At 64.6% G+C, this 19,192-nt stretch carries 16 protein-coding genes; 7 read left to right on the top strand and 9 right to left on the bottom strand.

Annotation, left to right across the window (positions count from 1 at the left end; all coding sequences use genetic code 11):
* Window positions 1-182 precede the first annotated feature (182 nt).
* Complete coding sequence (locus tag P0X85_RS13200) at window positions 183-2,459, bottom strand: NADP-dependent malic enzyme (protein WP_275814186.1); 2,277 nt, start codon at window positions 2,457-2,459, stop codon at window positions 183-185.
* Between the two features lie 201 nt (window positions 2,460-2,660).
* Here P0X85_RS13200 and P0X85_RS13195 point away from each other — a divergent pair, with 201 nt between their 5' ends.
* The 5 genes from P0X85_RS13195 to P0X85_RS13175 all read left to right on the top strand — a co-directional run bounded on the left by P0X85_RS13195 (window position 2,661) and on the right by P0X85_RS13175 (window position 7,795).
* Window positions 2,661-3,053 carry a cytidine deaminase gene (locus P0X85_RS13195; RefSeq protein WP_275814183.1) on the top strand — a complete coding sequence of 131 codons (393 nt, stop codon included), beginning with the start codon at window positions 2,661-2,663 and terminating at the stop codon, window positions 3,051-3,053.
* Window positions 3,053-4,363 carry a thymidine phosphorylase gene (locus P0X85_RS13190; protein WP_275814180.1) on the top strand — a complete coding sequence of 437 codons (1,311 nt, stop codon included), beginning with the start codon at window positions 3,053-3,055 and terminating at the stop codon, window positions 4,361-4,363. Before P0X85_RS13195 ends, P0X85_RS13190 begins: the two co-directional genes overlap by 1 nt.
* Entirely contained in the window at window positions 4,360-5,577 is a 1,218-nt protein-coding gene (locus tag P0X85_RS13185) for a phosphopentomutase (RefSeq protein ID WP_275814177.1), read from the top strand. The genes P0X85_RS13190 and P0X85_RS13185 overlap by 4 nt, the downstream gene beginning before the upstream one ends.
* Window positions 5,578-5,603: 26 nt before the next feature.
* Window positions 5,604-6,236: a uracil phosphoribosyltransferase gene (gene upp / locus P0X85_RS13180; RefSeq protein ID WP_275814173.1), complete on the top strand. Its 633-nt coding sequence runs from the start codon at window positions 5,604-5,606 to the stop codon at window positions 6,234-6,236.
* Window positions 6,237-6,301: 65 nt separating this feature from the next.
* Complete coding sequence (locus P0X85_RS13175) at window positions 6,302-7,795, top strand: SPOR domain-containing protein (protein WP_275814169.1); 1,494 nt, start codon at window positions 6,302-6,304, stop codon at window positions 7,793-7,795.
* 56 nt (window positions 7,796-7,851) lie between these two features.
* On the opposite strand, the gene P0X85_RS13170 is transcribed toward P0X85_RS13175, so the two are convergent.
* The gene (locus tag P0X85_RS13170) at window positions 7,852-8,868 is read right to left on the bottom strand and encodes a hypothetical protein (protein ID WP_275814166.1); all 1,017 of its coding nucleotides are present in this window, start codon (window positions 8,866-8,868) and stop codon (window positions 7,852-7,854) included.
* Window positions 8,869-9,003: 135 nt separating this feature from the next.
* A complete protein-coding gene (locus P0X85_RS13165; protein ID WP_275814163.1) occupies window positions 9,004-10,629 on the bottom strand; it encodes an AMP-binding protein in 1,626 nt (541 codons plus the stop codon).
* Between the two features lie 157 nt (window positions 10,630-10,786).
* Between P0X85_RS13165 and P0X85_RS13160 the strand changes: the two genes are divergently transcribed.
* Window positions 10,787-11,434 carry a sulfotransferase family 2 domain-containing protein gene (locus tag P0X85_RS13160; protein WP_275814161.1) on the top strand — a complete coding sequence of 216 codons (648 nt, stop codon included), beginning with the start codon at window positions 10,787-10,789 and terminating at the stop codon, window positions 11,432-11,434.
* A gap of 197 nt (window positions 11,435-11,631) precedes the next feature.
* On the top strand, window positions 11,632-12,288 hold the full coding sequence (locus P0X85_RS13155; protein WP_275814158.1) for a Hint domain-containing protein: 657 nt from the start codon (window positions 11,632-11,634) through the stop codon (window positions 12,286-12,288).
* A gap of 74 nt (window positions 12,289-12,362) precedes the next feature.
* Here the strand turns inward: P0X85_RS13155 and P0X85_RS13150 are convergent, their stop codons facing one another.
* The 6 genes from P0X85_RS13150 to P0X85_RS13125 all read right to left on the bottom strand — a co-directional run bounded on the left by P0X85_RS13150 (window position 12,363) and on the right by P0X85_RS13125 (window position 19,182).
* Window positions 12,363-14,564 carry a 3-hydroxyacyl-CoA dehydrogenase NAD-binding domain-containing protein gene (locus tag P0X85_RS13150; RefSeq protein WP_275814155.1) on the bottom strand — a complete coding sequence of 734 codons (2,202 nt, stop codon included), beginning with the start codon at window positions 14,562-14,564 and terminating at the stop codon, window positions 12,363-12,365.
* 11 nt (window positions 14,565-14,575) lie between these two features.
* Window positions 14,576-15,787 carry an acetyl-CoA C-acetyltransferase gene (locus P0X85_RS13145; protein WP_275814153.1) on the bottom strand — a complete coding sequence of 404 codons (1,212 nt, stop codon included), beginning with the start codon at window positions 15,785-15,787 and terminating at the stop codon, window positions 14,576-14,578.
* Window positions 15,788-15,796: 9 nt separating this feature from the next.
* The gene (locus tag P0X85_RS13140) at window positions 15,797-16,429 is read right to left on the bottom strand and encodes a glutathione S-transferase family protein (RefSeq protein ID WP_275814150.1); all 633 of its coding nucleotides are present in this window, start codon (window positions 16,427-16,429) and stop codon (window positions 15,797-15,799) included.
* A 123-nt stretch (window positions 16,430-16,552) separates the two neighbouring features.
* Window positions 16,553-17,083 (bottom strand): hypothetical protein, encoded by a 531-nt coding sequence (locus tag P0X85_RS13135; RefSeq protein WP_275814147.1) that lies wholly within the window; start codon window positions 17,081-17,083, stop codon window positions 16,553-16,555.
* Window positions 17,084-17,094: 11 nt separating this feature from the next.
* Complete coding sequence (locus P0X85_RS13130; protein ID WP_275814145.1) at window positions 17,095-17,307, bottom strand: hypothetical protein; 213 nt, start codon at window positions 17,305-17,307, stop codon at window positions 17,095-17,097.
* A 99-nt stretch (window positions 17,308-17,406) separates the two neighbouring features.
* Window positions 17,407-19,182: an acyl-CoA dehydrogenase C-terminal domain-containing protein gene (locus P0X85_RS13125; protein ID WP_275814142.1), complete on the bottom strand. Its 1,776-nt coding sequence runs from the start codon at window positions 19,180-19,182 to the stop codon at window positions 17,407-17,409.
* Window positions 19,183-19,192: the final 10 nt, after the last annotated feature.

Below are 19,192 nucleotides of genomic sequence, written 5' to 3'. Positions count from 1 at the left end.
GGCAGAAAGATTCCCGCAAGATTGTTACCGCCCCCATTCACGACGTGGCGTCAAAAATTTGCATAAATCCGCCGGATGGGGGTGCAAATATTTGCAAACACCTGAAAATTATTCAAAAGCGCGCGAAGAGGCTGGGGTGTTTGCAAACTTATGGTCGCGCGCCGCACTGGCGCGCGACGGGGTTAGCCGTAATGCGCGACCGGGGTTCCTGCGATGGCCGACATGTTCAACAGCCCGCGCGCGGTGATCGAGGGCGTCACGATATGCGCGCGGTTCCCCATGCCCATCAGGATCGGCCCGACCTCAAGCCCACCCGCCTTGGCCTTGAGGATGTTGCGCACCCCCGAAGCCGCGTCGGTATTGGCAAAGACCAGCACGTTCGCCGCTGTGTCGAGGCGCGAATTCGGCATGAGCCGGCTGCGGATGCCCGGGTCCAGCGCCGCGTCGATATGCATCTCGCCCTCATAGGCAAAGTCGGGCTGACGTGCGTCGAGCAGTTCCAGCGCCGCTCGCATGCGTCGCCCGGAATCGGTGTCGAGATTGCCGAACTGGCTGTGCGAACACAGCGCGACCTTGGGCTGCAATCCAAAGCGGCGCACATGGCGCGCGGCCCCGATCGCGGTGTGCATGATCTGCTCGGGGCTTGGCTCGTGGTTCACATGCGTGTCCGCGATGAAGAGCGGCCCGTCTTCAAGGATCATCAGCGACAGCGCCCCCACCGGGGAAAGCCCGCCGCGCGCAAGCACCTGTCGCACATAGTTGAGGTGCCACAGATACTGTCCGAAAGTGCCGCAGATCAGGCTGTCGGCTTCTTCCCGATGGACCATGATTGCGGCGATGGCTGTGGTGTTTGTCCGCATGATCGCGCGGGCGAGGTCGGGCGTCACGCCGCGCCGCGCCATCAGGCTGTGATAGGTGCCCCAATAGTCGCGGTAACGCGGGTCGTCATTGGGGTTGACCACTTCGAGATCAGAGAGCCGCAGCGGCAGGCCCGCCCGCTCGCAGCGCTGCTCGATCACCTCGGGGCGACCGATCAGGATCGGTGTGTCGGTGGTTTCCTCGATCATCGCATTGGCAGCGCGCAGGACGCGCTCATCCTCGCCCTCGGCAAAGACGATGCGGCGGGTTGCGGTCGCGGCGGCCTCGAAGACAGGGCGCATGAGGAGCGCCGATTTGAAGACCGAGCCGTCCAGTTTGCGTTTATAGGCGCCGAGGTCGTCGATTTCGCGGGTGGCGACGCCGGTCTCCATCGCCGCCTTGGCCACGGCCGACGAGACCACGCCGATCAGCCGGGGATCGAAGGGTTTCGGGATCAGGTAATCCGCGCCGAAGGTCATCTTCTCGCCGCGATAAGCCGCGGCGGCCTCGGCAGAGGTGGTGGCGCGGGCCAGCGCAGCGATCCCTTCGATGCAGGCGATCTGCATCTCGTCATTGATCGTCGTCGCGCCGACATCCAGCGCGCCCCGGAAGATGAACGGGAAACAGAGCACGTTGTTCACCTGGTTCGGGAAATCCGAACGCCCGGTTGCGATGATTGCGTCGGGCGCCACCTCGCGCACCTGATCGGGCAGAATCTCGGGCGTCGGGTTGGCCAGCGCGAACACGATCGGTTGTTTGGTCATCCGGGCGACCATCTCGGGCTTGAGCACGCCCGGTCCCGACAGGCCGAGGAACATATCCGCGCCCTCGATCACCTCGTCGAGCGTCCGCAGATCGGTCTTTTGCGCATAGGCCGCCTTTTGCGGGTTCATGTCCTCGCTGCGGCCCTCATAGACGAGGCCGTGAATGTCGCAGAGCCAGACATTCTCGCGCTTCACGCCGAGCTTGAGCAGCATGTTGAGGCAGGCGATCCCCGCTGCGCCGCCCCCGGTGGAGACGATCTTGATCTCGTCGAAACGCTTGCCGGTGATGTGCAGCGCGTTGGTGGCGGCGGCGCCGACCACGATGGCGGTGCCGTGTTGGTCATCATGGAAGACCGGAATGTTCATCCGCTCGCGGCAGATTTTCTCGACGATAAAGCAGTCCGGAGCCTTGATGTCTTCGAGGTTGATTGCGCCGAAAGAAGGCTCCATCGCGCAGACGATCTCGGCCAGTTTCTCGGGATCGGTTTCCGAGATTTCGAGGTCGAAGCAGTCGATATTGGCGAATTTCTTGAAGAGCACCGCCTTGCCCTCCATCACCGGCTTCGAGGCCAGCGCCCCGATATTGCCAAGGCCCAGCACCGCCGTGCCGTTCGAGACCACTGCGACAAGGTTGCCGCGCGCGGTGTAGCGGGCGGCGGTCGAGGGGTCGGCCTTGATCTCGAGACAGGCTTCGGCCACGCCCGGCGAATAGGCGCGACTCAGGTCGCGGCCATTCGCAAGGGGCTTCGTTGCCCGGATCTCGAGTTTTCCCGGCTTTGGGAACTCGTGATAATCAAGTGCCGCCTGCCGTGCGCTGTCCTGTCTGACGTCGTCCATGGTCGCCTCCCGAAAACTGGTTTAGCGTTAAACTAAATTCCCGAGCATTAAAAGGTGTCGGTTGCGCTATCACGGCGAAACTCTGCCGAAACTTGTGCGCCGCTTGCCCTTGCGCCGTGCTTGCATCGGGGCGCGACCCGGCGCAGGATCGGAAATTGAACCGGGCGGACAAATCCGCCAGCCAGTCCGTGGAGGGCCCAGATGTCGCTTTTGCAAGCCGCGCGCGAAGTGCGCGAAAACGCCTATGCTCCCTATTCGAAGTTCAAGGTGGGGGCCGCGATCCGGGGCAAGTCCGGGGTGATCTATCGCGGCGTGAATGTCGAAAACGTGGCCTATCCCGAGGGCACCTGCGCCGAAGCGGGCGCGATTGCGGCGATGGTTGCGGCGGGCGAGACCGAGCTGATTGAGGTCGCCGTCATCGCGGACAGCCCCACGCCGGTGCCGCCTTGCGGAGGATGCCGGCAAAAGCTGGCCGAGTTCGGGCGGGGCGAGGTGCCGGTGACGCTGGCGACCACGGGCGGTGAACGGCTCGATACGACCGTTGGGGAATTGCTCCCTGGACGGTTCGACATTTCGCACATGGACAACTGCTGATGGATGCCCGCTCGATCATCGCGGGCGTGCGCGACCGGCGCGGGTTGCCGCCCGAGGCGGCCGCGTGGTTTGCGCGGGGGCTTGCGGATGGGTCGGTATCCGACGCGCAGGCGGGCGCTTTTGCGATGGCGGTTTTGCTCAACGGTATTGGAGAAGCGGGCCGCGTCGCGCTGACCGAAGCGATGCGCGACAGTGGGCTGGTGATGAAATGGGACCTGCCGGGACCTGTCATCGACAAGCATTCGACCGGCGGCGTGGGGGATAGCGTGTCGCTGTTGCTGGCCCCGGCGCTGGCGGCCTGTGGGGTCTATGTGCCGATGATCTCGGGGCGCGGGCTGGGACATACGGGTGGCACGCTCGACAAGATGGAGGCGATCCCGGGCTATCGCGCGCTGCCGGGCACCGAGGCACTGCGCAAGGTCGTGGCCGAGGTCGGTTGCGCCATTGTCGGCGCCACGGATGAGATCGCGCCTGCCGACCGGCGCCTCTATGGCATTCGCGATATTTCCGGGACGGTGGAGAGCATCGACCTCATCACCGCGTCGATCCTGTCCAAGAAACTCGCCGCCGGGCTGGAGGGCTTGGTGCTTGACGTCAAAGTCGGCACCGGGGCCTTCATGGCCACGCCCGAGGATGCTCAGGCGCTCGCTCATTCCTTGGTGAAGACGGCGAATGATGCGGGCTGCAAAACCTCGGCGCTGATCACCGATATGAACCAGAGCCTTGGCCACACGGCGGGCAATGCGCTTGAGGTGATGGAGGTGATGGAGATCCTCACCGGCGCGGGCATGAACGAGGCGCTTTGGGACGTGACGGCGGCCTTGGGGGGCGAGGCGCTGATGCTGGCCGGACTCGTGGAGGATGCCGAGGCCGGGGCCGAGAAGATCGACGACGCGATCGAGACGGGGCGCGCGGCCGAGATATTCGGCAAAATGGTCGCGGCACTGGGTGGGCCGCTCGATTTCGTCGAGCGCTATCCCGACCGGCTGCCCTCGGCCCCGGTGGTGCGGCTGGTGCCTGCGCCGGGCGACGGGTTCGTCTCGTCCGTCAATGCGCGCGCGCTGGGCGAGGCGGTGGTGCATCTGGGTGGCGGGCGGCTGGTCGGCTCCGACAAGGTCAATCCTTCGGTGGGCCTCTCGGCGCTGGCCGAGATCGGTGAGCCACGCAGCCGGGGCGAGCCTCTGGCGATCATCCATGCCAGCAGCGACGCGGCGGCGGACGCGGCCCAGGCGGCGGTTCTGGCGGCCTATGCCATGTCCGAGGTGCAGCCCGAAGAACCTGACCTGATCCATGAAAGGATCGGCCCATGACCCGTGCCTTTCTGATCGTGATGGACAGTGTCGGCATTGGCGGCGCGCCGGATGCGGATCGGTTCTTTAACGATGGCGTGCCGGACACGGGCGCGAACACGGTCGGCCATATCGCTGAAGCCTGCGTCGCAGGCCGGGCCGAGGATGGCCGCTCGGGGATGCTCCGGGTGCCCAATCTCGATGCGCTGGGTCTGGGCGAAGCGGTGCGGCTGGCCTCTGGTCTGCGCCCGCCCGGGCTTGGTGCGGTGCCGCGCGGGCTTTGGGGGGCTGCGACCGAGATTTCGAAAGGCAAGGACACTCCCTCGGGGCATTGGGAGCTTGCCGGGGTGCCGGTGCCTTGGGACTGGCATTACTTCACCGAAAAGACCGGCAGTTTCCCGCCCGATCTCGTCGCCGAGGTGGCGCGCGCGGCGGGCACCGAGGGGATATTGGGCAATTGCCACGCGCCCGGCACCGCCATCATCGAGCGGCTGGGAGAGGAGCATATGAGGACCGGATGGCCGATTTGCTATACCTCCGCCGACAGCGTGTTTCAGATCGCCGCGCATGAGGAAACCTTCGGCCTTGAGCGGCTCTTGACGCTGTGCCGCGAGGTTGCACCCCGGTTGCATGCGATGAAGGTGGGGCGGGTTATCGCGCGCCCCTTCATCGGGCAGCCGGGCGCGTTCACGCGCACGCCTAACCGCCGCGATTTCGCCATTGCGCCACCCGCGCCAACGCTTCTTGATTGGGCTGTGTCCGCGGGGCGCGTGACCCATGCGATCGGAAAGATCGGCGACATCTTCAGCCATCGCGGCGTGACCCATCTGCACAAGGGCAAGGGCGACCGCGATCTGATGGAGCATCTCGTCCGGCTGGGCGAGGAGGCCGAGGACGGCTCGCTCACCTTCGCCAATTTCGTCGAGTTCGATAGCCTCTATGGCCACCGCCGCGATATCTCTGGCTATGCGCGGGCGCTCGAATGGTTCGATCTTGCGGCGGGGCGGTTCCTGTCGCGGCTCGGGCCGGGCGATCTGGCGATCTTCACCGCCGATCACGGCAATGACCCAAGCTGGACCGGCACGGACCACACCCGAGAGCGGGTGCCGGTGCTCTGCTATGCGCCCGGATCGGGTGCGCGCGGTTTGGGGCAGGTGGGGTTCAGCGATGTCGCGGCTTCGGTGGCCGCGCATCTTGGGCTGCGGTCCGAGGGGCCGGGGCGCACATTTCTATGACACAAGACAAGCGGACTGGAACGGACATGACCAAGCATCTGACCATCGTCGATCACCCTCTCGTGCAACACAAGCTGACGTTGATGCGCGAGAAAGACACGTCCACTGCAAGCTTTCGCCAGCTTCTGCGCGAGATCAGTCTGCTGCTGGGCTATGAGGTGACGCGCGAATTGGAGATGACCCGGAAGCGGATCGAAACGCCGCTTTGCGAGATGGATGCGCCGATCCTTGAGGGTAAGAAGCTGGCGCTGATCTCGATCCTGCGGGCCGGGAATGGGCTGCTCGACGGTATCCTTGAACTGATCCCCGCGGCGCGGGTCGGATTTGTCGGGCTCTATCGCGATCCCGAAACGCTGCAACCGGTCGAGTATTACTGCAAGGTGCCCTCCGAGCTTGAGGACCGCATGACCATTGTCGTCGATCCGATGCTGGCAACGGGAAATTCTTCGGTGGCGGCCATCGACCTGCTCAAGGCCAAGGGCGCGCGCAAGATCCGTTTTCTGTGCCTGCTGGCGGCGCCCGAGGGCGTGAAGCGCATGCAGGAAGCCCATCCCGATGTGCCGATCGTCACAGCATCTGTGGACGAATGTCTCAACGACCATGGATATATTGTTCCCGGCCTAGGGGATGCGGGTGATCGCATGTTCGGCACTAAATAGGCCGTTTATCCTTTACTTGATGCCCGGATTCCGGCATTTTCACCCTGCAATATGTGGGGGCGGACATGCGTTTGGGTGGCTTGGTTTCAGCGGGTGCAATCTTGGCGATGATGCTGGGCGGGACCGCTTTGGCGCGCTCGACGATGGATGTGAACGGTCCGGCCGATCTCCCGCCACCCAGCTACAAAGGCCGCCAGTTCGTCGATAGCGCTGGCTGCGTGTTCGTGCGGGCGGGCTTTGGGGATGCGGTGCGCTGGGTCCCGCGCGTAAGCCGCGACCGTCAGCACCTGTGCGGCTACAAGCCGACATTTGGCAGCCGCGCGCCGACGCTTGATGTGGCGCGCAGCGCGCCGGTCGCCGAGCCGGCCCCCGCATCGGCTCCGGTCCCGACACGGGTCGCCGCGCCTGTGTTGGCGGCTCCGGCCGTGCCCGCATCGCGTCCGGCAGAGACGCCGGCTCCGACCAGCTTCTCGGCCTCTGTGCCCGAGACGCCCGCAGCATCACCCGTCGCGCCTGCTCGAGCGCCCTCGATCTCGCGCGTCGCGCCTGCGCAGCCCAAGGCAGCGCGCGCGACCGCGCCAAGTGTGTTCTCCCCGACGCCGCAAGCGGCCAAGCCTGCGGCTCCGCGTGTTGCCGCGGCGCCTGCCCCTGTCGTCTCGCGCACGGCTGAACCCGCTCCGCGTGCCGAGCGGGTTTACGGCACGAGCTTTTCCAAGCCTGCCGAAGAGCGCCAGGTTGGGGCGCCGATGCCGACCATTGCCAGCCGGATGATGACGCCGCCGCAGCCGGCCCGCCCGCAGGCCCCGGCCCGTGTCGCGGCCCCGCCTGTGGCCGGGACAACGCTCAGCGGCTATGTCTCGCCTTATGCCAAACCCGGCTATGTGGCCCCGACCCAACAGGTCGCGGCTTACCCGGTGCAACGCAATTCCGCGCAGGCCGCGGCACAACGCGCGGCGGCGCATGCGGCTGCGAACTGTGCCTATCAGTCGCCCTATACCGATCGCTATGACGGGACGGCCATGGGCTGCGTGCCGCAAGGGCAGGCCATGGCGCCCAGCTCGTTCGCGCCCTCCGCCGCCGTGGTCGCCACCAAGCCGCCCGCCGGTGGCTACAAGCCAGCCTTCGAGGATGGACGTCTCAACCCCTATCGCGGGCCACGCACGCTTCAAGGGGACTACGAGATGGGGCAGCTATGGACCAATGAAGTGCCAGCCAAGCTGGTGACGGCCAAGACCCCGGCGCGCAAGCGGATCTTGGTCGCCCCGGCCCCGGTGCAGCCGCAGGCGCGTCTGTCGAGCAAATCCCTCCCGGGTGCCGCGCCCAAGGCGGCCAGTGGTGCGCGCTATGTGCAGGTTGGCACGTTCGGCGACCCCGCCAATGCAGAGGGGGTCAAGTCGCGGTTGCGGGCGATGGGCCTGCCGGTGGCAACGTCTCGCCTGACCAAAGGGGGGCGGACGCTGCAAATCGTTCTGGCCGGGCCCTTTACCTCGGGTGCCGATCTGGGGCGTGCGCTGGGCGCGGCGCGGTCTGCGGGCTTCGGGGATGCGTTTGCGCGCTGAACGTCAGAGTTTCGACAAATAGATACGGCGGCTCCCGGGCCGCCGTTTTTATTCGATCAGTCGGTGCAGATCGCCTGAAGCGCGATCCATTGGGCGTCTTCCAGCACGGGCTGCGGCGCGGGGCTGCCTTTGAACGGGTCGGCTTCGATCAGGCCGAGCACGCTCTCCCCGGAGGGGTCGAGCGCGAAGGCATAGGGTGTCGAGGACACGCCCACGCGCGCGAAGGCTTCGAGCAGCGGCTCGTCCTCGGGGCGGGGCACCGCGTCGGTCAGGAGTTTCTGACCATATCCTTTCAGAGCATCCTCAGGCAGGTTGCCGGTCGTGAGCAGTTTGAAGGCGGCGACCGGCCCGGTCCAGCGCAGCAAATCGCGCAGGGGATCGCGCCCGAGACTGTCGAGTTCGGCGGCGATGATGTGACCTGCCGCGATTTCGGGCGTGTCGGGGCCGTCGATGGCGTCCTGCCCGATGACGGCGATCCGTCCGGGCAAGCGGCGCGCGCCCTTGAGCGCATCTGGCAATACGACGATCTGCGCCGGGCCTTGCAGGCGTGTGGCCAGTGCTTTGAGCGCCGCATCCCCTGCGCTTGAGCGGCACGGCGACCCGGTGAGGGTGGTCAGTTCCGCCAGCACGCGTTGTCCGATCTCTACCCGCTTGGGCGGGGGCGCGACCCGCGCCGCGTGGTCGATCAGCGCGCCGGGCAGCCAGAACACGGCCGCACCAAGCCCGAGGATCACAGCCGCCCCGGTCAGAATCGCGCGTAATCGGCCCGGGTGCGGGCGACGTGCGTCGATCAGGGCGTGCACCTTCTCGATCGCGGCGATCATCGTTTCGTCCTCGATCTCAAGCTCCTCGCCCGGTTCTGTCGAGGGGGTATAAACCGCCGGGCGCTTGCCCGGATTGCGTCGGATCATGGCCGGGAGCGACCAATGTGCGAGCGCCTTGGCGGAGCGGTCGTCCGAAATCACCAGCGTGGCATCGCCAAACGCGACGATAACCTCCTGACGCTGCGCGTCGGGGGACTCGCGCCAGATCGCCGGGGCTTCGAGCCGTTCATATTCGCTTAGGGCGGTCATTCGGACCTTTGGCTGCTCTTATTGCTTGGGGTCAGGATAGACGATCTGCCCCCCGGGTCAATCTGTGAGCGCGCCTGCTAGGGCCGGGGGCTGTCTGCCCCCGGCCCCCCGAGAGTATTTCGGGTTTCATGAAGATCAGTCCAGCAGCTTGGCCACGGCGCGCAGTTCGAATTTCTGGATCTTGCCGGTCGAGGTCTTGGGCAGGTCGGTGAACACCACACGCTTGGGCGTCTTGAAGCCTGCGAGCCGTTCGCGACAGAACTTGATGATCTCCTCCTCGCTGGCCTCGGCGCCGTCCTTGAGTTCGACGAAGGCGCAGGGGACCTCGCCCCATTTCTCATCGGGCTTGGCCACGACGGAGGCGAGAGACACGGCGGGGTGCGCGGCAATCACGCCTTCGACCTCGACCGAGGAGACGTTCTCGCCGCCCGAGATGATGATGTCCTTCGCCCGGTCGGTGATCTTGATGTAGCCATCGGGATGCATGAAGGCGATATCGCCAGAGTGGAAATAGCCGCCCTCGAAGGCCTCGCGGGTGGCTTCGGGGTTCTTGTAATAGCCCTTCATCGTTGCGTTGCCGCGCATCACGATCTCGCCAAGATGCTGGGCGTCGCGGGCGACTTCCTTGCCGTGATCGTGGACGGTGATGCTTTCCATCATCGGCATTAGCACGCCTGTCCGGGCCTTGAGGTCCGCGCGCTCGGGACCCGTGATCCCGTCCCATGCGGGCTTCCAGGTGCATTCGGTCGCCGGGCCGTAGACCTCGGTCAGGCCATAGACCTGGGTCACGTTGAAGCCGAGCGGCTCGATGGCAGCGAGGGTCGCGGCCGGGGGCGGTGCGCCAGCGGTGAAGACCTCGACGATATGGTCGAAGGGGCGGCGGTCGCTGTCCTTGGCGTTGACGATCGTGTTTAGCACGATCGGCGCGCCGCCGAAATGGGTGACGCCGTGATCGGCGATGGCATCATAGACGCCCTTGGCGGTGACATCGCGCAGGCACACGACCGTGCCGCCGAGCAGCGGGACCATCCAGCCATGGGTCCAGGCGTTGCAATGGAACAGCGGCACGATGGTGAGATAGACCGGATAAAGCTGCATCCGCCACGAAATCAGGTTCCCCATCGTCGCAAGATAGGCACCGCGGTGGTGGTAGACCACGCCTTTGGGGCGTCCGGTGGTGCCGGAGGTGTAGTTGAGCGCGATGCTCTCCCATTCATCCTCGGGCATGATCCATTGGAACATCGGATCGCCCTCGGCGACCAGGTCTTCGTATTCGAGGTAATGGCCGCCCGGCGCGAAGCCGTGCTCGGGATCGGCCACCTCGATGATCTGCGGGGCGGGGGCGTGCATCTTCTTGATCGCCTCCTCGGCGAGCGGCAGGAAGGCCGTGTCGCAGAGCACGACCTTGGCGCCGCCATGCTCGAAGATATAGGCGACGGTATCGCTGTCGAGACGGGTGTTGATTGCGTTCAGGATCGCCCCGCAGGCCGGCACGCCGAAATGCGCCTCCATCTGGGGGGCGGTGTTGGGCAGGATCGTCGCCACCACGTCACCGGGCTGGACACCGCGCCCCTTGAGCGCCGAAGCCAGCTGGCTGATGCGGGCGTGGTAGTCGAGATAGCTGCGCTGGATCGAGCCGTAGATCAGCGCGGTGCGTTCCGGGAAGACTTCGAGCGCGCGGTTGAGATGCGATAGCGGCGTCAGCGGCACGAAATTTGCCGCGCATTTCTCGAGACCGGTTTCGTCAGCTAGCCACCCCATCGGAGCCTCCCTGTGCTTGGATCGAAGTGGCGCGATCATTGGCGTCTTGGCGGCGAAAGGGAAGGGGGCGGCGGCGCAAACATTTTAGGTTGACGCTGCGTCACGTGACAGTGTCGAGAGGCTAGGCCGCGCGACCCCGGCAGGCTATGGTTCGCCCATGATCGTTTCGCATGGCCGCCGGTATATCTTTGTCCATATCCCGAAAACAGGGGGGACGGCGCTGGCACTGGCGCTTGAGGCCCGGGCGATGGCGGATGATCTGTTGATCGGCGATACGCCCAAGGCGAAGCGGCGGCGCAAACGGCTGGATGGGATACAGAGCGCCGGGCGGCAGTGGAAACATGCCACGCTGAGCGACGGGATCGGGCTGTATTCCGAGGCCGAGGCGGCGCAATATTTTACCTTCACGCTTGTGCGCAATCCGTGGGATCGCATCGTGAGCTATTACCACTGGCTGCGCGCGCAGAGCTTTGCCCATCCGGCGGTGGCGCTGGCGCGGCGATTGGATTTCGGGGCCTTTCTGAACGACCCGCATACGCAAGCGACGCTGGGGCGTGCGCCGTACGGGCACTACATGCGGTTGCCGGATGGGCGTGAATGTTGCGATGGGTTCCTGCGTCTTGAGGCACTGGACGAGGATATCGCCCCGCTTGAGGCGCATCTGGGATTTTCACTGACGCCCCTGCCACGGGTCAATGAATCAGAGCGGTTGCGGGATTGGCGCGGCTATTACAGCGACGCTGACGCCGATCTGGTCGCGCGGCTCTGTGCCGAGGACATCGCGCGATTTAACTACTCTTTCTGAGATATTTACGCCGAACACGCATATTGGCCCTGATGCACAGATCAATCGGGGTAGGGCGGGAAGATTGCGCGGTGATATAGAAACAGTGCCGCTTTTGCGCCGCAAACTGGCCCACGAATCGACCTCAAATCTTCTCCAACTGGACATCAGCGAAACGCGGTTCGGTCATTTTCGACCGCAGGGGGAAAGGGGCAGCGATGTTCGGTCTCAAGCCGAGAAAGCCATGGAATAGCGCTGAACCTTTCGAGGGGCTGATCGCGGCCCAGCAAGCTGCAAGCCCCGCCATGCCCATGGGCGCGCTGGCAGAGGGGATCGTCGCCGGGACACGGATTGCGACCGAGATGGGCTGGCGACTGATCGAGAGCATCGCTCCGGGCGACAAGATCATGACCTTCGATCACGGCTTGCGCGAGGTCGTGCAGGTCAAGCGCAGCGCGCTGTGGACCGGCTCCGATAGCTGTCCCCGCCACATGATGCCGCTTGCGGTGCCGCCGGGGGCGCTTGGCAATGCGACGGCGATGCTGCTTTTGCCCGAGCAGAATATTCTGGTGGAGAGCGATCTGGCCGAGGCAGTCTTTGGCGACCCCTTCGCCTTGATTCCCGCCGCTGCGCTCGAGGGCTATCGCGGGATCGACCGGATCACGCCACACCAAAAAGTCGAAATCATCATCCTGCAATTCGAGTGCGACGAGGTGATCTATGCCAATGGAATGGGGATGATCCATTGCGCCTCGGTCAATGGCGGGCAGTTCGCAGCGATGCTGGAAGAAGGTGCCGAATATGCGGCTTTGCCGCTGGATATGGCGCGGGCGATTGTCGCCTCGATGATCGAGGAAGATGCGCGTCAACCCTGAGGGATCCCCGTCCCGTATGAAAACGCCGGGTGCCTCTGGCCCCGGCGTTTTGGTGTCTGCGTAGAGGATTGGGATCAGGCGGCCTTGGCTGCCTGACCGCCGCCGAAGCGCGCGTAGAACCCGTCACCTTTGGCCGCGATGTCACGCAGCAGGGCGGGGGCGTTGAAACGTGCACCGTATTGGGCTTCGAGCGCGTCGCAGATTTCGACCGCACGGCCCGCGCCGATGATATCGAGCCAGCTGAACGGGCCGCCCGACCACGGCGCAAAGCCCCAGCCGAGGATCGCGCCGACGTCACCCTCGCGGATGTCCTCGAGCACACCGGCCTCGAAAGCGCGGACAGCTTCGAGCACCTGTGCCATCAGCAGACGATGCTGAACGTGGTGCAGGTCGGGCTGATCGGTGGCTTCGGGATAGTGCCCCGTGACAACCTCCGAGAGGCCCTGACGCTTGCCGGCTTCGTCATAATCGTAGAAGCCCGACTTGGTCTTGCGGCCCAGACGCCCCTGATCGGCCATCCAGAAGATCACCTCATCCACCGCGTCGTCCGGATAGGCTTCGCCCATCGCCGCACGGGTCGCCTTGGCGATCTTCACGCCCAGATCAATCGAGGTCTCGTCCACCAGTTGCAGCGGTCCAAGCGGCATCCCGACCATCTTGGCGGCGTTCTCGATCAGCGTCGGGTTGACGCCCTCGGCCACCATGCGGATGCCCTCGTTGATATAGGGGATGATGCAGCGGTTGGCGTAGAAGAAGCGCTCGTCATTGACGACGATCGGGGTCTTCTTGATCTGACGCACGAAGTCGAGCGCCTTGGCCACGGCCACCTCGCCGGTCTCACGGCCCTTGATGATCTCGACCAGCAGCATCTTTTCGACGGGCGAGAAGAAGTGGATGCCGATGAACTGCTCGGGGCGCTTGGAGGCCTTGGCGAGCGAGGTGATCGGCAGGGTCGAGGTGTTGGTGGCGAAGATCGCATTCTCGGGGATCACGGCTTCGGCCTTGGCGGTGACGTCTGCCTTGACCTTCGGGTCCTCGAACACGGCTTCGACGATCAGGTCGCAGCACTCAAGCGCCGCGTAATCGGTCGTGGCCGTAATCAGGCCCAGAACCGCGTCCTTCTTCTCGGGGGTGACCTTCTTGCGGGCGATCCCCTTGTCGAGATAGGCCTCGGTATAGGCTTTGCCGCGATCGGCCGCGTCCTGCGCGGCGTCGATCAGGACGACCTGAATACCGGCCAGCGCCGAGACCAGCGCGATGCCTGCGCCCATCATGCCTGCGCCCAGCACGCCCACCTTCTTCACCGTCTGATCCGGCACCGAGGGGCGGTTCGCGCCTTTCTCCAGCGCCTGCTTGTTGATGAAGAGCGAACGGATCATCGCCGAGGACGAGGGGTTCATCAGCACGTTGGTGAACCAGCGCGCCTCGATCGAGAGCGCCTGATCGAAAGGCACGAGCGCGCCTTCATAGACCGCGCTGAGCAGCGCCTTGGCTGCCGGGTAGACGCCCATGGTCTTGCCATGCACCATCGCGGAGGCACCGACAAAAGTCATAAAGCCCGCCGGATGGTAGGGTGCGCCGCCGGGCATCTTGTAGCCCTTGGCGTCCCACGGTTTGACGATGTCGCTGTCCTTGGCGTTGAGCACCCATTCCTTCGCCGCGGCGACCGGATCGTCCACCACCTCGTCGATGATGCCCGCAGCCTTGGCCTTCTTCGGGTCCGAGAGCTTGCCTTCAAGCAGGAAGGGGGCCGCGACCATCGCGCCCATCTTGCGCACGAGCCGCGTCGTGCCGCCCGCGCCGGGGAAAATGCCGACCATGATTTCCGGCAGGCCGATCTTGGCCTTGGGGTTGTCGGCGGCAAAGATGCGATGCGTCGAGAGCGGCAGTTCGAGGCCGATCCCAAGCGCCGTGCCCGGCAGCGCTGCCGCAATCGGCTTGCCGCCCTTGAGGGTCTTCGGGTCCATGCCCGCGCGCTCGATCTTACGCAGCACGGCGTGCATCTGCATGACGCCCTCATAAAGGCCCTTCGCCGGTTCCGCGCCCGCGTCCTCTTTCATCTTGGCGATGACATTGAGGTCCATGCCGCCCGCGAAATCGGGCTTGCCGGAGGTGATGACGACGCCCTTCACGGCGTCATCGGCCAGCGCCTTGTCGATGAAGCTGTCCAAGAGCGCAAAGCCCTCAAGGCTCATCACGTTCATGGATTTTTCCGGCACGTCCCAAGTGATGACTGCCACGCCATCGGTGCCGAGTTCATAGGTAAAATCAGCCATGTCTCTCTCCCTCAGACGCGTTCGATGATGGTGGCCGCGCCCATGCCGGACGCGATGCAGAGCGTTGCCAGACCCGTCGACAGGTCGCGCCGCTCCAGTTCATCGAGCAGCGTGCCGATGATGATTGCGCCGGTTGCACCCAGCGGGTGGCCCATCGCGATGGAGCCGCCGTTCACGTTGACTTTGGAGCTGTCCACGTCGAAGGCCTGCATGAAGCGCAGCACGACCGAGGCGAAGGCTTCGTTCACCTCGAACAGGTCGATATCGCCGATCTTCATGCCGCTGTCGGCGAGGATTTTCTCGGTGACCGGCACCGGGCCGGTGAGCATGATCGTCGGGTCGGTGCCGATCTTTGCGGTGGCGCGGATGCGCGCGCGCGGCTTGAGCCCGTGGGCCTCGCCGAATTCCTTGTTGCCGATCAGCACGGCGGCTGCACCGTCCACGATGCCCGAGCTGTTGCCCGCATGGTGGATGTGATTGATCGCCGAGAGATGCGGGTATTTCAGCATCGCGACCTTGTCAAAGCCGGGCATCACTTCGCCCATTTCCTTGAACGAGGCCTTCAGCTTGCCGAGATCCTCCATCGAGGTGCCCGGGCGCATGTATTCGTCATGGTCGAGAATGGTCACGCCGTTCTGGTCGAGCACCGGCACGATGGATTTCGCAAAACGGTTATCGGCCCAGGCTTCGGCGGCGCGGCGCTGCGATTCAACGGCCAGCGCATCGGCATCCTCGCGCGAGAAGCCGTATTCGGTCGCGATGATATCGGCCGAGATGCCTTGCGGGACGAAATAGGTTTTCATCGCCAGCGAAGGGTCAACCGCGATCGCCGCGCCGTCCGAGCCCATCGCCACGCGGCCCATCATTTCGACGCCGCCCGCGATATAGGCCGAACCGGCGCCGCCCTTGACCTGGTTGGCGGCGAGGTTCACCGCCTCCATGCCGCTTGCGCAGAAGCGGTTGATGGCGAGGCCGGGGATGCTTTCGTCGAGATCCGAGAGCAGCACCGCCGAGCGTGCAAGGCAGCCGCCTTGCTCCATGACCTGGGTCACGTTGCCCCAGATCACGTCCTCGACCGCATGGCCCTCAAGACCGTTGCGCTCCTTGACCGCGTTCAGCAGCCGCGCCGACAGCGCGACCGAGGTCACCTCGTGCAGTGCGCCGTCCTTGCGGCCCTTGCCGCGAGGCGTGCGCGCCGCGTCATAGATATAGGCTTCCGTCATTGCTCCTCCTCACGCCCGGTCGGATGGGTTTCCGGGCATCATGTCATAGGGATGTTGCCAGCCGGGCAGGGCCGCGATGCGGTCGAGCCATTGGCCGATATTCGGGTAATCCTCACGCGCGAAGCCGAACGGCTCCGGGTAATAGAGATAGGCGCAGCAGGCAAAGTCGGCCAGCGTCGGGCCATCGCCCACCATCCAGTCGCGCCCCGCCAGATGCGCCTCGAGCGTCTTGAGCGCCGCCCGCACGCGGCCCGAGAGCCACTGGATCGTTTCTTGCGGGCGTTTGTCCTCAGGCAGGAAATTCATCAGGAACCGCAGGGTGCCGAATTGCGAGCTGCCCTTGTGGTTGTCCCAGAAAAGCCAGCGCAGGACCTCGTCGCGGTCCTCGGGGGCGCCCATGAACTTGCCGGTCTTCTCGGCCACCATGAGCTGGATCACGCCCGATTGGGTGATGGTGCGGTCGCCGTCGACAAGAACGGGCGCTTCGCCCATCTCATTGAGCGCGAGGAATTCCGGGCTGCGGGCCTCGCCGCGAAAGAAATCGACGAAGACCGGCTCCCAGGCGTAGCCCGCCAGCGTCATCGTCAGCGCCGCCTTGTAGGCGTTACCGCTTTCGCCAAAGCAATAGAGTTTCGCGACCATACAGATCCCTCCCCGGATCATCGTATAATTGCGGAAAAGTGACGCGCACGTAAAGGAGTGGAGCGGGATGCGCCGCAACGTCACGAACCGCGTGACTTCGCGTCGCGCCCCGTCAGGGCCGTGTCACTGGACCGCTTCCATCGTCCCTTGCGGGAAAACGATTCCCTCGAAATCCGGGTAGACCGAGCGCAGCACCGCGATTTGCTGCGGATTGTCCATCCGCACCAGATACCATGCGCCGTCATCCTCCAGTGCGAGCGTGGTATTTGTGCTGCGGGTCTTGCCGATATTGGGCACCGAGACCGTGGTCGTCGTCGGGATTATCGCATAGCCGCGCCCGCTGCTGGTGTCGCCGGTCTCCATCGCGTCGAGGTCGATCTCGAATTGCTCGATCGTCACCGAGGACATCGCGGTTTGAATCTGCGCGCCCATCGCGGCCTTGAGCTCCGCAGGCGGAAGCTGGGCCTGTTCCGCGATGAAATCGAGCATCTTCGGCGGGATCGTGTCGAAGAAGACCGAATAGTTCTGGCTGCGCACGGCGCTTTCGAAGTCCGCGACCTTGCTGCGGACCGCTGAAGCGTCGCTGTCATCGAAGGCAAGGGCCGGGGCGGCGCAGAGGGCAAGGGCGAAAATGGCGGGAAGCAATGGGCGCATGAGTCAGGCTTTCAGCGTTTGCGATCCTCCAGCTCCGCCTTGAACAGGCGCAGCCGGTGACCGAGGTTTTCAGAATGGGTGACGGAGTTGAAATTCTCGAAGAGGAAGGTCAGCGCCTCGTCCTGCGTCAGCCCGGCTTCGGTGGCAAAGCCTTGCAGACGGCGATAGGCATCATTGGTGACTGCGACGGGAAAGCGGCGCGTCAGGCGCAGGCGTTTGGGCATGGGGCCTCCTTTGTCGGGGCAGCTTAGGCCGAACGGGCGCGAAAAGAAAAGGCGCGCGAGTTGCCCCGCGCGCCAAATCTTTGTGTCATCCCGGCGGGATCAGAACTGATCGTCGGCCAGCGCCATCACCGGGTCGGCACCGCTTTCGATCCGTGCGAGGTGCATCGCACAGGCCGGAAGCTGGCGCGCCATGTAATAGCGACCAGTGGCGATCTTGCCCTCGTAGAAGGCTTTGTCGGACGCGCCGCCATCAAGCGCGGCATGGGCCGCCGCGGCCATCCGGGTCCACATCAGGCCAAGGCAGACATGGCCCATCAGATGCATGAAGTCGTAGCTGCCCGAGAGCGCCGCGTTCGGGTTCTTCATCCCGTTCTGCATGAAGAACATGCCCGCCGCCTGAAGCTGTTTGGAGGCGGTCTTCAGCGCATCGGTGAAGGGTTTCATGCGCTCGTCCGCATCATGCGCCTTGCACTCGGCCTTGATCATTTCGAAGAAGGCCATCACGTGCTTGCCACCGTCCTGCGCGAGCTTGCGGCCCACGAGGTCGAGCGCCTGCACGCCGTTCGCACCTTCGTAGATCATGGCGATCCGGGCGTCGCGGACGAATTGGGACATGCCCCATTCCTCGATATAGCCGTGGCCGCCATAGACCTGCTGCGCCTGCACCGCCGAGTCGAAGCCCTTGTCGGTCAGGAAGCCCTTGATGACCGGGGTCATCAGCGAGATCAGCCCCTCGGCATCGGCGTCATTGGCCTTGTGGCTGCGGTCGATGAGATGCGCGCCCCAAAGCGTGAAGGCGCGCGCGCCCTCGACGAAGCTTTTCTGGTCCATCAGGTTGCGGCGGATATCCGGGTGCACGATCAGCGGATCGGCCGGGCCGTTCGGGTTCTCGGCGCCGGTGACCGCGCGGCCTTGCAGGCGATCCTTGGCATAGGCGACTGCGTTCTGATAGGCCGCCTCGGCCACGGCGTAGCCTTGCAGGCCCACGCCCAGACGCGCCTCGTTCATCATCGTGAACATCGCGCGCATGCCCTTGTGCAGATCGCCCAGCAGCCAGCCGGTTGCGCCATCATAGTTCATCACGCAGGTCGAGTTCGCGTGAATGCCCATCTTCTCTTCGATCTTGCCGACCGAAACGGCGTTCCGGTCGCCCAGCGAGCCATCCTCGTTCACAAGGAATTTCGGCACGATGAACAGCGAAATGCCCTTGGTGCCTTCGCCGCCGCCCGGTGCCTTGGCCAGCACGAGGTGAATGATGTTGTCGGCCAGATCGTGTTCGCCCGCCGAGATAAAGATCTTCTGGCCGGTGATCTTGTAGCTGCCGTCGTCCTGCGGCTCTGCCTTGGTGCGCATCATGCCCAGATCGGTGCCGCAATGCGGCTCGGTCAGGTTCATGGTGCCGGTCCATTCGCACGACACCATCTTGGGCAGGTACTTGGCTTTCTGCTCATCCGTGCCATGGGCATGGATCGCGGAATAGGCGCCGTGCGTCAGGCCCTGATACATGTTGAAGGCCATGTTGGCCGAAACAAACATCTCGCCCACCGCGCAGTTGAGCACATAGGGCATGCCCTGACCGCCATATTCGGGATCGCAATCGAGCGCGGTCCAGCCGCCCTCTTTCATCGCTTCGAACGCCGCATCGAACCCTTTGGGCGTCCGCACCACACCGTTTTCGAGCACGCAACCCTCGGCATCGCCCGAGGCGTTGAGCGGGGCCAGAACTTCGGACGACACCTTGCCGGCCGCGTCCAGCACAGCCTCGGTGAAGTCGCGCTCCATCTCCTCGTAGCCGGGCAGGCCCGATTCCGAGATTTTCAGGACATCGTGCAGAACGAATTGCATGTCCTTGGTGTTGGCGTTGAATTGCGGCATTTCTCTCTCC

Origin of the sequence: Pseudothioclava nitratireducens (assembly GCF_029210495.1) — a bacterium.
Taxonomy (GTDB): domain Bacteria; phylum Pseudomonadota; class Alphaproteobacteria; order Rhodobacterales; family Rhodobacteraceae; genus Pseudothioclava; species Pseudothioclava nitratireducens.
The sequence above is the reverse complement of the archived record's forward strand: the minus strand, read 5'-3'. Positions and strand labels throughout refer to the sequence as shown.